Genomic DNA, 15,134 nt, shown 5'->3' with positions numbered 1-15,134 from the left:
CTGTCGTCTCGGGCATCGTCTCGGTCATGGCCACGGGATCCTCCGGATGTTCTCGTACGGCGAGGCGTACGGCTACGAGTCCTCGGTCAGCCCCTCCCAGTGATCGGCGAGGGACGTCAGGAGATGCATGACGTCTTCGCGCCGCTCGGCGCCGAACGGCTCGAGCAGCCGCTCGTCGAGCTCGCGGGCGCGACGGTTGGATTCGCGGAGGGTGCGCTCACCCTCCTCGGTCAGATAGAGCAGCTTGCGGCGGCCGTCGTCGGCGGCCGTCCTGCGCAGGATCAGCCCCCGGTTCTCCAGGCGCCGCGCCACGTCCGCCATCGTCGACGTGTCCAGGGCGACCGCCGACGCCATCGACCGCTGGTCGTGACCCGGCGAGGCGTCCACGGCCTGCAGCACGGCGAACTGCGGGCCGGTCAGCGTCGGGTCCACGGCGCGGATCCAGACCGCGAGGTACGCCTGGTACAGGCGCCGGACCTGGTATCCGGGCGCTGCCGTGAGGGCGGCGGGCGGCCCGGGCTGTCCTGACGCCGTAGCCACGGCCGGAGCCGGGGCAGGCGTCGTGGTGGAGGTTTCGTCAGCCATGGGGCCCACTTAAGCACGGGGGTTGATCGGTTCGGGCTGTCAGGTCAGCATCGGGCGCAGCGCCTCGCGGAGCGCGGAGAGAGCCGCTCGGGTGTTGTCCCAGAACAGCATGTGGCCCGCGTCCGGGACGCCGGCGAGGACGGCCGACGGGTGCAGCCGCGCGGCTTCGGCGGCGCCCGCCGCGGTGACGACGGGGCTGTCCGCGCCGTACAGGAGGGCCGCGGGCCCCGGTACGGCGGGCCACCAGTCGAAGAAGTCCTCGGTCTCGAAGCCGCGGTGCGTTGCCGCGATCGCCTCCGCGTCGCAGCTCGCGAGCCAGCGGGCCCGCAGCTCCTGCTCCCGGCGGGGCCAGCGCGGCCAGGAGAGGGCCACCTCGTCCGCGTCGGTGCCGCGCAGGGCCTGCGCCAGCTGGTCCAGGAAGGCCTCCAGGGGTGTCGGATAGGGCCCGCGTCCCGGACCGCTCATCGGCGGGTCCCCGAGCACTGTGCCGCGCAGCGCCACCTTGCCGCGCACCGCGGTCACCGCGGCGATGCGCGCGCCCATGGAGTGCCCGAACAGGACGGGCCGGTCCAGACCGAGCCCCGTGACAACGGCCTCGACGTCCTGTGCGTACTCCTCAAGGGCGTAGGAGCCACCGCCGTCGGAGAGCCCGCGCCCCCGGACATCGACTACCAACGGGCGTACGACGTCGATGAGTTCGCGCGCCACGAAATCCATGGTGACCGCCGGACTCGTGATGCCGGGCAGCATGAGGAGGGGGGTGCCGGAGCCGCCGTAGTCGAGGACATGCAGCCGGGTGGCACCCGAGCGGACCCAGCGGCCGGTGGCGGGCACATCGGCCAGATCGGCGAGGGCGGACTGCGGCAGGCAGCGGTCGGACGGGTTCATGCGTTCCTCCTGGCGTGCGCGAGGGCACCGAGGTACTCGACTGCTTCTTTCAGGTCGATGACATCGCCGTACTTGGCCTGGATGTCGAAGAGGCTCGCCTCGTGCGGTCCTTCGGCGCGGTCGCCGACGCACGCGCGCGGAACGAGCACCGAGAACCCGCTCTGCACGGCGTCGACCGCCGTGGCCCGCACGCATCCGCTCGTCGTCGCCCCGCACACCAGGACCGTGTCGCAGCCGAGGCCGGTGAGCAGGGCGGCGAGAGGGGTCCCGAAGAAGGCCGATGGCCCCTTCTTCAGCACCATCACGTCCCCTTCCCCACGCGGCAGTCGGGGGTCGAGTACGACTTCCTCACTGCCTTCCACCAGGGCTCGCATGCCCGGTGCCTTGTGCAGCCAGGTGACGGCGCCGCCCGCGGCCTCGGCGGGCGTGTAGGAGATCGCGGTGAAGATGACGGGCACGTCGGCCGGACGCCCGGCCTCGATCAGCTCACCGACCGCGCCCACCACGTCGGTCAGATCGGCGCCCGAGGCGAAGTCGTCCTCGGTGAAACCGCGCGTGAGGTCGACGACCAGGATCGCGGGGCGGCTTCCCCTGCGCACCGGGGCGCCGAATCCGGCTCGCTCGTAGGTACGTTCCGTCTCCTGCCCGTAGTTCACGAGGCGCTCCTCGGCGCGCGCAGGGCCCGCAGCTCGCGCAGCTCCCGCGCCTGTGCGCCGAGCCTGCCGACCAGCCAGCCCTCGAAGAGACCGAAGGCGAAGGCGCCGGCGACGAGGCCGTACCTGGCTGCGGCAGGACCGAGCAGCATGGAGAGGCCGTCGAGTTCGGCCTCCGCGGGGGCCGCGGGGCGGGTGGCGCGGGGAGCGGTGGAGGGCAGGCCGGACGAGTAGGCGGCGGCCGGCGTCCGTTCCTGGTCGAGCAGACTGCCGAGATTCCGCGCGAACTGCTGCAGGATGCGGTCGGACACCGTCGCGATGGCGCCCTTGCCGAACTGCGCGATCTTGCCGCGGATCACCAGATCCGTGGAGATCCTGAGCAGGGCGCCCTCGGCCGCCTCTAGCACTTCGAGGGCGACCTCCGCCTCCGCGTCGCCGCTGCCGTGGGTGTCGGCCCCGCGTGCCTGCACCCGCAGCCGGCGCCCCTGCGGGTCGACCTCCAGGAAGCGGACCGTACCGGCGTACGCGGCGCTGATCGGGCCGACCCTGATCTTCACGGAGCCGAGCCAGGCGTCTTGCTCCCGCCCGTCGAGTGCGGCGCCCGGCATGCACGAGGCGACCCGCTCGACGTCGTTCATCAGGGCGAAGACCTCGTCCGGCGAGGCCTTGACCGAGACCGAGTTGGTGAGCTGCATCAGAACTCCTTGGGGCAGCGCCGGGCGACGGCGCACCCGTCGATCGCCTCGACGATGGTCTGGTAGCCGGTGCACCGGCAGAGGTTGGAGGCGACGACCTCGCGGATCTCGTCCTTGGTCGCCTCGGGCCGCTCGGCGAGGAACCCCTCGGCGAGCATCAGGAAGCCGGGGGTGCAGAAGCCGCACTGCAATCCATGGTGTTCGCTGAACGCCCGTTGCAGATCGCTCAGTTCGGATCCGTTCGCCAGCGATTCGACCGTGCGGATCCGGGCGCCTTCGGCCTGCGCCGCGAACATCAGGCACGCGCGCACGGGCCGGTCGTCGACCAGGACCGTGCACGCCCCGCAGATCCCGTGCTCGCAGCCGACGTGGGTGCCGGTCAGGCGCAGATCGTGCCGGAGCACGTCGACGAGGGTACGGCGGGGCTCGGTGATCACTTCGTGCCGCTCGCCGTTGACGTCGAGCGTGAGCAGCAGGACATCGGTGGTGTTGCCGGTCAGGTGGCCGGTGTCGGTCATGAGGAGAGCTCCAGGTTCAGGGCGCGGTGCACCGTCTCCGGCGTGATGGGGGTGTGGTCGAGCTCGACGCCCGTGGGGCGCAGGGCGTCGTTGACGGCGTTGAGCACAGCGGCCGGCGCCCCGATGGTGCCGCCCTCGCCCGCGCCCTTGGCGCCCGTCTCGGTGAACGCGCACGGCGTCTGCAGGTGATGGATCAGGACGTCGGGGATCTCGTGGGCCGTGGGCACCTTGTAGTCCATGAAGCTGGTCGCCGAGGGCTCGCCCTGAGCGTCGTACGTCACCTGCTCGAACAGCACGCCCGCGATGCCCTGCGCGATGCCGCCCCGGCACTGGCCCTCCACGACCTGCGGGTTGATCGCCACACCGCAGTCCTCGACGCAGACGTATCGCAGGATCTCCACCTGTCCGGTGTCCTCGTGGAGCTCGACGACCACGCCATGGGTGGCGTTCGAGAAGGTCCCGTCGTCGAAGACGTCGAACGTGGCGGTGGCGCTCAGACCGGGCTCGATGTCCTTGGGCAGCAAGTGCGCCCGGAGGTAGGCGACATCGGCCAGTTCCTCGTACGTGAGGACGCGGCCGTCGCGGTGTCGCGCACCCCCTGGGGCGAGCTCCACATCATCCGGCGCGGCTTCCCACCGCGCCGCCGCGATCCGGAGCAGCTTCTCGCCGAGCTTCGCCGCCGCGAGCCGCACCGCGCTGCCGCCCACCGTGATGGAGCGGCTGGCGAAGGTGCCCCAGCCGTAGGTGATGCGCTCGGTGTCCCCCTGATGGAGCCTCACCTTGGCGGTATCCAGGCCCAGTTCGTCGGCGACGATCTGGGCCATCGTCGTCTCGTGGCTCTGTCCGTGGCTCATCGTGCCGGTGGTGACGGTCACCGCGCCGCTGGTGTCCATCCGCACCTCGGAGATGTCGAAGCCGGGGACGACCCGCATCTTGCGCTGGGCGAAGGCGGCGGAGCCGTATCCGGTGCGCTCGCTGAAGCAGGAGTACCCGATGCCGATGTGCCGGCCCTGGGCTGCCGCCGCCGAGCGCTTCTCGTACCAGCCCTCATCCTTGACGAGCCGCTCGCACAGGTTCAGCGACTCCAGGTAGGAACCCGGGTCGTACGTGATGTTGTTGACGCCCGTGTACGGGAACTCGGTGATGACGTTGCGGCGGCGGATCTCGACGGCGTCCAGGCCCAGTTCGCGGGCGGCACGTTCGAAGAGGCGCTCCACCACCATCACGTACTGAGGTCGGCTCACTCCCCGGTAGGGCGCGGTGGGCGCCTTGTTGGTGGTGACCGCCCGGCCGCGCACCCGGTAGGCGGGCACCTTGTACACGCCGGGCATCTCCGCCGATGCCATCAGCGGTTCGATGCCCGCCGTGAACGGATAGCAGGAGTAGGCGCCCATGTCGCACACCACGTCGGCGTCGAGTCCGAGGATCCTGCCCTCGGCGTCGAAGGCCGCGCGCACCTCGTAGTGCTGCTCGCGGGCGAGGAAGGACGCGGACAGGGCGTCCTTGCGGTCCTCGATCCACTTCACCGGCCTGCGAAGGCGCAGCGCGGCGGCGGCCGCGGCGATCTCCTCGCGCCCGACGACGCACTTCTGGCCGAAGCCGCCGCCCATGTCGGGCACCACGACCCGTACCGCCCGCTCGTCCAGGCTCAGACAGCGGGAGGCCACCGTCCTTACCTGGTGGGGCACTTGGGTGCAGGTCTGCATGACGAGCTGCTCCTCGCGGTCGTCCCAGTGGGCGACGACACCGCGCGTCTCCAGGGGGAGGGCGTTCTGCCGGCCGGTACGCGACGCGACATGGACGACGCAGGCTGCGGTGTCGAAGACTGCGTCGATGCCGTCCGTGGCGAAGAGCGAGACGTCCACGAGGGTGTTGCGAGGTGCCTCTTCATGGACGAGAGGAGCGCCCGGCGCCAGAGCCGCCTCCTCGGAGGTGACCGGAGGAAGGGCGGCGTAGCTGACCTTGGACGCTTCGAGCCCGTCCTCCACGGCGTAGGCGTCGCGCGCCACGACGATGGCGACGGGCTCCCCGACGTAGCGGACCCGGTCGCGGGCCAGCACGGGCATTGCCGTGGGCACGAACTCCGCGATGGGGCGCCCGAGTTGGGCAGTGATATCGGCCAGCTCCAGGTCATCGGCCGTGAATGCGGCCACGACGCCGGGCACTTCACGTACCGCCGTCAGATCGACCGACGTGATCGCGCCGTGCGCGACCGTGCTGCGCACGAACTGGGCGTGCAGCATGCCCGGCAGCGCGATGTCGTCGACGAACCGGCCGCGCCCGGCGAGCAGCCGCGGATCCTCACGCCTCCCCACGGACCGCCCGACCAACCGGCCCTTCTGCGCTGGCTCGTTCATCGGCCCATCGCCTCCTCACAGGCACGCCTGACCAGCGTGCGGACGAGCTGTCTGCGGTAGTGGGTGCTGCCGGACGCGTCGGACGCAGGGGCGGCGGCGGACGCCGCCGCGTTCGCGCAGTCGGTGAAGGAGCCGCCGGCCGCGAGGACGGCCTCCGCCTCCGGCACCCGCACCACCGCGGCGGCCACACCGCCGAGCGCGACGCGGCCGCCGCGTACCACGCCGCCACCGACATCGAGGTCCACGACAGCGGAGACGAGCGCGAAGTCCCCTTTCCGCTCGGCGAACTCGGTGAGCGCGGCGTGCGGCGAGGGACGGGGAAAGACGATCTCGACGAGGATCTCGTCGAAGTCGAGGGCGGTGGTGTAGTAGCCGAGGAAGAAGTCCCCGGCCGCGATCCTGCGCTCACCGCGTGGCCCGCGGGCCACGAACACGGCGTCGAGCGCGACCGCGAGCAGACACCACTCCGCGGTGGCGTCGGCGTGCGCGATGCTGCCGCCGACCGTGCCGCGCGTGCGGATCGGCAGATGGCCGATCCACGCCATGGCCCGCCGCAGCACACCGAAGTCCGCCCCGAGCAGCCCCGCCGGATCCCTCTCCACCGTGTGATGGGTGGTGAGCGCCCCCACGCGCAGCCCGCCCGCCGCGTCCTGGCGCAGCCCGTCGAGCTCCCGCAGGCCGGCTATGTCGACCAGATGCCTGGGCCGGGCAAGACGGAAGTTCATCATCGCGACCAGGCTCTGGCCGCCGGCCACGACCTTGGCGTCATCGCCGAGCTCGGCGAGCAGCCGCGTGGCGCCGTCGAGGTCGCGGGCCCGGTGGTAGGTGAACGGGGCGGGCTTCATGGTCCTCCTGTCGTACGTACGATGCGCGGGGCGCGGGGCGCGGGGCGCGGGGCGCGGGGCGCAAGGCGCGGTCGGAGCGGCGGGGCGTCAGAGCGCCGCCTGCTCGGCGACCGGCAGAGGATGCGTGGACGCCGGGGGTTCCTCCTCACCGTCCAGCTCACGCCCCTTCGTCTCCGGCGCGGCCACCGCCATCCACACGACGGCCACCAGGACGAATCCGCCGAGCACGGCGAACGTCAGCGGCAGCCCCAGCAAGGGCCACATCACCGAGCCGAAGAGCAGCGGCGCGAACCCGGTGAGCGCCCGGCTGACCGAGGATGCCCAGCCGAAGCCGCTGGCCCGCAGGGGCGTGGGGTAGAGCTCGGAGACGTACGCGTACAGGGCGGGGATGGCCAGCTGCGCGAGGAAGCCGAAGACGGCGATGGCCACCACCGAGCCCGTCGGCAGGTCCCGCACCAGTGCGAACACCACCAGGGCGAGCGAGGCGACCGGTGCCGAGACGCCGATCAGCCACTTGCGGCCGACGACGTCCACCAGGGCGGTGGAGACCAGTACGCCGACGATGCCGACGCCGCTCATCAGGGTGGTGCTCATGAACGCGGCCGTGTCGCCCTGGCCCTCCTCCTTGAGGATCGAGGGCATCCAGCTCAGCGCCGCGTAGTAGACGAGCATGATCGTGGCGAAGAGCAGCCAGGCCGCGGAGGTGATGCGCGGGCTGAACGCCCAGATGCGGCGCAGCTGATCGACGGCGGCCGCCACGCCACGCGGCCCCTCGTCCGGCACCGGCTCGGGGATGACGTAGGGCTCCACGGGCGCCCCGGTCCGCCGGACCAGGTCGTCGATGACCTTGCGCGCCTCGGCCTCGCGGCCCTTCTTCGTCAGATAGATCGGCGACTCGGGGATGCCGCGCCGGGCCCAGAACAGCAGGAGCGCGGGCAGCACCATCGTCGCCAGCATCCACCGCCAGTTGCCGTCGAGGGTCAGCATCGCCGTCGAGACGAGCCCGCACAGGGTCACGCCCACCGGCCACCACGCGTCGAGGGCGGTCAGGATCCTGCCCCGGTACCTGCGCGGCGAGAACTCGCCCACCAGGGCGTAGTCCACGGGGATGCAGCCGCCGAGCCCCACACCCGCGAGGAACCGCAGGGCGAGGAAGACCGGATACGTCGGCGCGAGCGCGCCGACCACCGAGAACACGGCGAAGATCAGCAGCGTGACGCTGAACGCCTTCTTGCGGCCGATCCGGTCGGCGACCGCGCCCCAGGCGACGGCGCCCACGGCCATCCCCACCAGGTTCGCGGTGGCGACGAGCCCGCGCTCGCTGAGCGAGAGGTCGAAGTGCTTGCCGAGGAGCGGCATGAGGAAGCCGTTCAAGGCGATGTCGTACGCGTCGAAGAGGTAGCCGAGACCACCGATGATGAAGATCTTGCCCTGGACCGACCATCTCCAGGGAAGTTCCTGAACGATCTGATCGCCTGTTTTCACGTTCGCTCCAAGTGGGCTCAGCGGGTGAACTGGTAGGAGAACGCGCCGAGATCGGGGTCGTTGAGCGGCGTGCCACCCCACAGCCAGTCGTACGAGAGGTCCGACTCGCCGTCGAAGTCGCGGCGCAGCTTCTCGTCCCTGGCCCGCTGCTCGGGGCCGTCGGGGAAGTGGTAGAAGGTCTTGTTCTGCAGCGACGCTTCCTGGACCATCCCGGCGTGCTTGGCACGCCGGTCGACATAGCGGCGCAGAGCCCCCTCGATGCCGTCGGTCGTGACCGCGCCAAGTTCCTCGGCGAGCACGGCGGCGTCCTCCATGGCCTGCGAGGCGCCCTGCGCCTGGTAGGGGAGCATCGCGTGGCAGGCGTCGCCGAGCAGGGCGACCCTGCCGTCCTGCCACACGGGGTCGCGGCGCCGGTGGTGGAGCGCGAAGCAGGAGACGTCCTCCTTCGCCTTGGAGAGCATCGCGGGGACCCGGTCGTCCCAGCCGGGGAAGGCGTCGACGAGGTCCTGCGCGGTGGCGGCGACGGACCACTTCTCGGCGACCTCGTCCGTGCAGGGCACGCAGGCCACGATGTTGAGGTACTCGCCGCCGCGGATCATGTAGTGCACCAGGTGGCGGTCGGGTCCGTACCAGATGGTGGACTGATAGCGGTCCACCAGCCAGCGCGTCGCCGGGTCGGCCGCGATCAACTCGCCCGGTATCAGGGCCCGGTAGGCCATCTCGCCGGAGAAGAGGAGGGTGTCGGGGACGTCCATCAGGTCGCGCACCCGGGAGCGGATGCCGTCGGCGCCGATGACGGCGTCGGACGCGTACCGCCGCCCGTCGTCCGTGATGGCCACTGGGCGCGCGGGGTCCGTGCGGTCGAGCTCGACGACCTTGCTCGCGGTGTGCAGGGCGACGGCCGGACCTGGCCCCGCCGGGTCGACGCAGGCGTCCATGAGCACGCGGTGCAGATCGGCCCGGTGGTAGTGCCAGTACGGCGCGTTGAACTGCTCCTTGCAGCGCCGCCCGAGGGGGGTCAGACCGACGACACTGCCGTCCTTCCAGCGCCGCCGCACCTGGTCGAGCGGCTCGGTGTGGATGGCTTCCAGCTGCCGGCGGAGCCCCAGGCCGAGCAGGACGCGGCTGGCGTTCGGCGCCGTCTGGATGCCCGCGCCCACCTCGCCGAGCTGCGGCGCCTGTTCCAGCACGGTGACCCGCAGGCCGCGGTGCCGCAGCGCGAGGGCGGCGGTCAGGCCACCGAGACCGCCTCCGACGACGGTGACTTCGTACGACTGGCTGGACGCCACGCTTCCTCCATCTTCCTGATGTGCGGGGGCAGTTGGTGTGTGGGTCAGCGCTCGGTGAGCCGGCCGCCCGTCACGACCTCGGTGTCGTCGACCGTGACGGTGCAGCCGCGCATGGCGATGTCGAGATGCGCGTACGACTCGCGTCCGAGGACGGGGTGCGGTCCGGTCGACCAGAGGAAGTTCCCGGCGAAGGCGCGGGCGTCCATGCCCATCAGGTCGTCCTTGCCGTACAGGGCGGTGGCGAACCAGTCGGCCGTACGCATCAGGCCCCAGCCCATGTGGGAGAGGCTGCGCGCCCACTGGTCGTCGGCGTCATCGAAGAAGGTGTTGAGCAGCTCGGCCTCGGCGCCGCCCGACACCTTCTCGATCCGGCCGCCCGCGATCTGGAGGGTGACCGGCTGACGGACGTACTCCTTGAAGGGCAGCAGGATGTCGCCCTCGGCGAGCACGATCTGCCCGTCGGAGATCTCCGGCCAGGCAAGCACCATGGTGCTCGGCCAGTGGTCCCAGCGGCCCGGGTCGTCTGCGAAGCCGCACTGGAACTCGGGCTTGGAGCCCGCGAGTTGCACGGTCAGATCCGTGCCCGCGTCCGAGGTCACCTTCATGACGGACGACCGCTTGAGCAGCTCGACCCCTTCGAGCACCTCGTCCTTGTCGGCCTCCTTGGGCAGATTGCGGATGAGGACGTCGGGCGCGTCGCAGACGAAGATGATGCGGGTGCCCGCCCGCAGGATCTCCTGCTGGACGGGTGCGTGGATGAAGCCCTCGCGGGTGAGGTCGACGACCAGATCGGCGGATTTCAGGAGGTCCTGCGCCGTGGAGTCGCCCAGTACGGAGACGAGGCCGGGGCCCGCGCCGGTGTGGGTGCTCGGCATCGGCGCGGGGCTGCCGCCGGGGACGGTCGCGGCGATGACATGGGCGCCGCACGTCTTCGCGGCGCCGAACGCGGCCGCCACGTAGTCGCCGCGGCTGCCGGGTTCGGAGAGGACGACGACGTGCTCGCCCTCGCGGAGCTTGCACAGTCGCAGTTCGCGGGTGAACGCGTCGAGCAGGTCGACGGACGAAAGATCGAACACGGGGGTTCCCTTCTTCCGGGCTGCCGCGGGCATACGGGCAGCACGACTCCGGACACTTCGTGCGAGAGGGTTGCGAGGGGGTACAGGGGAGCTGTGGGGGAGCTTTGGGTCGCTCAGGCAGGGCTCACCGGCCCGCCGTACAGGGTCTGAACTGCGGTTACGAGGCGGTGGGTGGCCGCCCGACTGAGATAATCCGAACACGTACTATCTGCCTTGGCAAGGGGTGGCGCACGGAGTCCCCCCGGATGTTTCCTGACGTGTCATCAGGAAGATGGGGTGGCGGTCCAGCCGGCCGACCTCCCGATTTCTGGTCCCGCGAGGGGGGTTCCCCGTCGGCCGGGGATATGCAAGTCTCCTCCCCAATCTCCGGGAGCAGCGGTAGACCCCATGGTCAACAGGGCTGCCCCGGCCTCGACATGAGGTGAAGAAGTGTTGCGGAACGGGACACGGGGGCACGATCTCGCCTCGCTGCGCCGGCTGAACACCACCGTCGTGCTGCGCGCCCTGCACCGCCGCAGCCCACAGACACTCGCGGAGCTCGCCGCGGGCACCGGACTTTCCCGGCCCACCGTGGAAGCCGCCGTCGAGGAGCTGGCCGCGCACGGCTGGGCGGGGGAGGCCGAGCGCGACGACGCCGAGCGCGCGCCCGGGCGCCCCGCACGGCGGTTCCGGTTCCGTGTGGAGGCGGGCCGCGTCGTGGGCGCCGACATCGGCCTGCACAAGATGGTGCTGCTCCTCGCCGATCTCGGCGGGACGGTGCTCGCTGTCCGGCGCGATGACATCGACCCGGAGCTGGGCGGAGCCCAGCGGCTCGACCTCCTGCGCAAGGGCCTCGAAGCCTTCCTCGACGCACACTCCGTGCGGCGCGACGACATCCTCGCCCGCTGCGTGGGCGTACCCGGCGTCGTCGACGCGAGCGGCACCATCACCTCCCACGTCATCCCCGAGTGGTCCGGTTTCGACCTCGGGCGGCTCCTCGCCGACGGGGAGTCGGGGCACACCCTCGTCGAGAACGACGTGAACCTCGCCGTGCTCGCCGAGCGCTGGCAGGGTGCGGCGACCCTCGCGGGCGACGTCGTCTGCGTCCTGACCGGTCACCGCGTGGCGTGCAGCCTCACCATCGGCGGGCGGTTGCACCGGGGGCGGCGGGGAGGTGCGGGCGAGCTCGGCCTGCTTCCGCTGCTCGGCATGGATACCGCACAGGAGGCGCTCAGTTGGCGGGGTGACCGGCGCTCCGGCGAGTCCGAAGTGGCCGCGCTCGCCCGCGCCGCGGACACCGGAGACCCGCGCGCACTCGCCGCCGTCGCGGACTTCGCCGACCGCATCTCGCCGGGCATCGCCGCCCTCGCGCTCGCCGTCGACCCGGAGCTGGTGGTGCTCACCGGCGGCGCGACCCCGCTGGGCGGCCATCTTGTGCCGCTGATCGAGGACAGGCTGCGCCCGCTGACCCTGCACGTCCCGCGCATCGCGCTGAGCACGCTCGGCGAACAGGGTGTGGCGATCGGCGCCGTACGCAAGGCACTTGACCAGTTCGAGTCCGATCTCCTGACGGATTCGGCGCCGTAGAACCCCGCGAGCCGTAGAACCCCTCGAGCCGTAGAACCCCACGAGCCGTAGAACCCCACGAACCGCAGCCCGGAAGCGGAGGCGCTCATGCGTAGGAGGACTCTGCTGTACGGAGCGATGGCGACGCCCCTGCTCGCCGCCTGCTCCGGCCAGAGTGACGACAGCAAGGAGAGCGGTGGCAGGACCACCCTCTCGTACGGGGTGTGGGACGTTGCCCACGTACCCGGGCTGCAGAAGGTGATCGACGCCTTCGAGAAGGAGAACCCCGGCATATCCGTGCGCATGGAGCTCACACCCTGGTCGAGCTACTGGACCACCCTGAAGACCGCGATGCGCGGCGGCACGGCCCCCGACGTGTTCTGGATGAACGCGGTCAACCTCCAGCTGTACGCGGCCGGTGGCGTCCTGGAGCCCCTGAGCGGGCACATCAGGAGCGACGCGACCCCCGTGGACCGCCACCCCGATGCGCTCATGAAGATCTACGCCTATCAGGGCACGCAGTACGGCATTCCCAAGGACTTCGACACCATCGGCCTCTGGTACAACAAGGCGCTCTTCGACAAGGCGGGCATCAAGTACCCGGACGCGACGTGGACCTGGGACGACGTGCGCGACGCCGCCGCCGAACTCACCGACCCGCGCCGGCGTGTGCACGGCATGGCCGCCGAGATGGACCGCCAGGCCCAGCTCTACCCCGCCATTCACGGAGGCGGCGGCTACGTCCTGAAGGACGGGAAGTCCGGTTTCGGCGACGAGCGCTCCATCGAGGGCCTGCGCTACTGGACCGACATGATCGACCGTGGCTGGTCGCCGCCGCAGAGCGCGATGGTCGAGTCCAAGGCGCGCAACCGCTTCTGGTCGGAGAAGGCCGCCATGGTCTACGAGATATCCGCGTTCTCCGGGCAGATGCACGCCGTCCCCGCCATCAAGGACCACGGCGGTGTCACCGTCCTGCCCAAGGGCCGGGAGCGCGCCACGATCATCCACGGCCTCGCCAACGTCATCTCCGCCAAGAGCCGCAAGAAGGCGGCGGCCTGGAAGTTCGTCCATTTCATGGCGGGCCGCAAGGCCGCCGAGATCCAGGCGTCGACGGGCGTCACCATCTCCTCGTACGAGGGGACGCAGGACGCCTGGCTCAAGTCGATGCCCGAGTTCGACCTGAAGTGCTTCATCGAGATGCTGGAGTACGCCGTGCCGTACCCGAGCTCGAAGAACACCGCGGTCTGGGAGAACCTCCAGTACCCGCTCCTGGGCGCCGCGTTCAGTGGCAAGGGCGGTATCGAGAGCGCCGCCCGCACGCTGGGCGAGCAGATGGACCGAGCCCTGAAGGAGGAGCGCGCATGATGAGTGTCTTTCCCTCCACGGCGGCGGCGAAGGCGGCAGGACGCCGCAAACCGGCGTCCGTCCCCGCACCCAAGTCCCGCAACCAGCGCGCCGCTTACCTCTTCATCGCGCCGCTCGGCATCGGCTTCGCCGTCTTCTACTTCTGGCCGCTGCTCCAGACCTTCTTCTACAGCTTCACCGAGTTCGGGGCGTTCGGCGGCAACACCTGGGTGGGCACGGACAACTACGTGCGCGTCCTGAAGGACGTCACCGTCTGGCAGGCGCTCGGCAACACCCTGATCTACTGCGTCATCGGGCTGCTCGCCCTGCCGATCGCGATCGGAGTCGCGGCGCTGCTCAACCGGCGCGGACTGCGTGGCGTCCCGGTCTACCGCGCGCTGTACTTCATTCCCTTCGTCACCCTGCCGGTCGCCGTCGGCCTCGTCTGGAACTGGCTCTACAACGGCGACTACGGACTGATCAACGAAGTCTTCGAGTGGTTCGGCGCCGACCGCCGCTACTGGGTCTCCGACCCCTCGACCGCCGTGTACGCGATCGGCACGGTCATGGTCTGGTCGACCACCGGCTACTACTTGATCATCTTCATGGCGGGCATCAAGGGTATCCCGCAGGACTACTACGAAGCCGCCGAGCTGGACGGCGCCGGGCCACTGCGCCGCTTCTTCACGATCACGCTGCCGCTGCTCAGCCCGACGATCTTCTTCGCGTCCATCATCTGCATGATCAACTCCCTGCAGACCTTCGATCTGATCTACATCATGATGGCCGAGAAGAACCCGGCGATCGGCGACACCCAGTCGGTGGTGAGCCTCTTCTACAAATGGGCCTTCGTCGAGAACGCCCAGGGCGCCGCCGCCGCGCTCGCCTTCCTGCTCATGATGATCATCGCGGCGCTGACGCTGGTGCAGTTCAGGCTGCAGAAGAGGTGGGTGCACTATGCGTGAGTCTTCAGCGAGCCCTTGTGAACCGACCTCCAACCGCCGTCGTCTCAAAGCCGGTTCGGTCGCCACCCACGCGGCGCTCTCGCTCGGCGCCCTGGTGATGGTCTTCCCCTTCCTGTGGCAGCTGCTCACCGCCGCCAAGTCCCTCGCCGAGACGGCCAAGGTGCCGCCGACCTTCCTGCCCGACACCTGGAACTGGTCGAGCTTCGAAGAGGTATTCACCGCGCTGCCGTTCCGGGAAATGCTGTTCAACAGCGTGTTCAACACAGTGGGGCGCACGGTCGGGCAGCTGGTGTTCTGCTCGCTCGCCGCCTACGCCTTCGCGCGCATGCAGTTCCGGGGCCGGGGCGTCCTGTTCGCGCTCTTCCTGTCCGTGCTCATGGTGCCGAGCTCGCTGCTCGTCCTCCCGCAGTACGACATCGTCCAGCGGCTCGGCCTGCTCAACTCGGCGCCCGCGCTGTTCCTGCCGGGCATGTTCAGCGCGTTCGGGACCTTCATGCTGCGTCAGTTCTTCCTCACGCTCCCCAAGGAGTTGGAGGAGGCCGCGCGGATCGACGGCGCGGGTGCGTTCCGCATCTTCTGGTCGATCATGCTGCCGCTGGTGCGGCCCGCGCTCGCCGCGCTCGCCGTCATCACCGCGATGTGGTCGTGGAACGACCTGCTGTGGCCGCTGATCGTCAACACCGATCCGCAGAAGATGCCCATCAGTGCCGGACTGACCTCACTGGAGGGCCAGTTCGAGACCAACTACCCCGTGATGATGGCCGGTTCGCTCATCGCGAGCCTCCCCATGCTCCTCGTCTACGTCTTCCTGCAGCGGCACTTCGTGCAGAGCGTCGCGCTCTCCGGCTCCAAGAGCTGACCCCCACGCCCCGTTTCACCGAGCCGGCCC

General features: G+C 70.4%; 14 protein-coding genes. 4 read left to right on the top strand and 10 right to left on the bottom strand.

Annotated features, from left to right (window positions below; all coding sequences use genetic code 11):
• Positions 1 to 72 precede the first annotated feature (72 nt).
• The 10 genes from ACZ5WE_RS25750 to ACZ5WE_RS25705 form a co-directional block, all read right to left on the bottom strand.
• Entirely contained in the window at positions 73 to 585 is a 513-nt protein-coding gene (locus ACZ5WE_RS25750) for a MarR family winged helix-turn-helix transcriptional regulator (protein WP_467692520.1), read from the bottom strand.
• Between the two features lie 39 nt (positions 586 to 624).
• The gene (locus ACZ5WE_RS25745) at positions 625 to 1,473 is read right to left on the bottom strand and encodes an alpha/beta fold hydrolase (protein ID WP_467692522.1); all 849 of its coding nucleotides are present in this window, start codon (positions 1,471 to 1,473) and stop codon (positions 625 to 627) included.
• Positions 1,470 to 2,129 carry an isochorismatase family protein gene (locus tag ACZ5WE_RS25740; RefSeq protein ID WP_467692524.1) on the bottom strand — a complete coding sequence of 220 codons (660 nt, stop codon included), beginning with the start codon at positions 2,127 to 2,129 and terminating at the stop codon, positions 1,470 to 1,472. The genes ACZ5WE_RS25745 and ACZ5WE_RS25740 overlap by 4 nt, the downstream gene beginning before the upstream one ends.
• Positions 2,126 to 2,821, bottom strand: a complete 696-nt coding sequence (locus ACZ5WE_RS25735; protein ID WP_467692526.1) for an SRPBCC family protein — start codon at positions 2,819 to 2,821, stop codon at positions 2,126 to 2,128. The genes ACZ5WE_RS25740 and ACZ5WE_RS25735 overlap by 4 nt, the downstream gene beginning before the upstream one ends.
• On the bottom strand, positions 2,821 to 3,339 hold the full coding sequence (locus tag ACZ5WE_RS25730; RefSeq protein WP_467692527.1) for a (2Fe-2S)-binding protein: 519 nt from the start codon (positions 3,337 to 3,339) through the stop codon (positions 2,821 to 2,823). The genes ACZ5WE_RS25735 and ACZ5WE_RS25730 overlap by 1 nt, the downstream gene beginning before the upstream one ends.
• Entirely contained in the window at positions 3,336 to 5,696 is a 2,361-nt protein-coding gene (locus ACZ5WE_RS25725) for a xanthine dehydrogenase family protein molybdopterin-binding subunit (RefSeq protein WP_467692529.1), read from the bottom strand. Before ACZ5WE_RS25725 ends, ACZ5WE_RS25730 begins: the two co-directional genes overlap by 4 nt.
• Positions 5,693 to 6,541, bottom strand: a complete 849-nt coding sequence (locus tag ACZ5WE_RS25720; RefSeq protein WP_467692531.1) for an FAD binding domain-containing protein — start codon at positions 6,539 to 6,541, stop codon at positions 5,693 to 5,695. The genes ACZ5WE_RS25725 and ACZ5WE_RS25720 overlap by 4 nt, the downstream gene beginning before the upstream one ends.
• An 87-nt stretch (positions 6,542 to 6,628) precedes the next feature.
• On the bottom strand, positions 6,629 to 8,026 hold the full coding sequence (locus ACZ5WE_RS25715) for an MFS transporter (protein ID WP_467692533.1): 1,398 nt from the start codon (positions 8,024 to 8,026) through the stop codon (positions 6,629 to 6,631).
• Between the two features lie 17 nt (positions 8,027 to 8,043).
• Positions 8,044 to 9,315 carry an FAD-dependent monooxygenase gene (locus ACZ5WE_RS25710; RefSeq protein ID WP_467692535.1) on the bottom strand — a complete coding sequence of 424 codons (1,272 nt, stop codon included), beginning with the start codon at positions 9,313 to 9,315 and terminating at the stop codon, positions 8,044 to 8,046.
• Positions 9,316 to 9,359: 44 nt separating this feature from the next.
• Complete coding sequence (locus ACZ5WE_RS25705; RefSeq protein WP_467692537.1) at positions 9,360 to 10,391, bottom strand: 2,5-dihydroxypyridine 5,6-dioxygenase NicX family protein; 1,032 nt, start codon at positions 10,389 to 10,391, stop codon at positions 9,360 to 9,362.
• A gap of 429 nt (positions 10,392 to 10,820) precedes the next feature.
• Here ACZ5WE_RS25705 and ACZ5WE_RS25700 point away from each other — a divergent pair, with 429 nt between their 5' ends.
• The 4 genes from ACZ5WE_RS25700 to ACZ5WE_RS25685 all read left to right on the top strand — a co-directional run bounded on the left by ACZ5WE_RS25700 (position 10,821) and on the right by ACZ5WE_RS25685 (position 15,104).
• On the top strand, positions 10,821 to 11,957 hold the full coding sequence (locus tag ACZ5WE_RS25700; RefSeq protein WP_467692539.1) for an ROK family protein: 1,137 nt from the start codon (positions 10,821 to 10,823) through the stop codon (positions 11,955 to 11,957).
• A gap of 87 nt (positions 11,958 to 12,044) precedes the next feature.
• On the top strand, positions 12,045 to 13,301 hold the full coding sequence (locus tag ACZ5WE_RS25695; RefSeq protein WP_467692541.1) for an ABC transporter substrate-binding protein: 1,257 nt from the start codon (positions 12,045 to 12,047) through the stop codon (positions 13,299 to 13,301).
• Positions 13,298 to 14,245, top strand: a complete 948-nt coding sequence (locus ACZ5WE_RS25690; protein WP_467692542.1) for a carbohydrate ABC transporter permease — start codon at positions 13,298 to 13,300, stop codon at positions 14,243 to 14,245. Before ACZ5WE_RS25695 ends, ACZ5WE_RS25690 begins: the two co-directional genes overlap by 4 nt.
• A complete protein-coding gene (locus ACZ5WE_RS25685) occupies positions 14,238 to 15,104 on the top strand; it encodes a carbohydrate ABC transporter permease (RefSeq protein WP_467692544.1) in 867 nt (288 codons plus the stop codon). Before ACZ5WE_RS25690 ends, ACZ5WE_RS25685 begins: the two co-directional genes overlap by 8 nt.
• The last annotated feature ends 30 nt before the right edge of the window (positions 15,105 to 15,134 follow it).

The sequence above is a fragment of the Streptomyces sp. NPDC033180 genome (genome assembly GCF_055577645.1).
The sequence above is the reverse complement of the archived record's forward strand: the minus strand, read 5'-3'. Positions and strand labels throughout refer to the sequence as shown.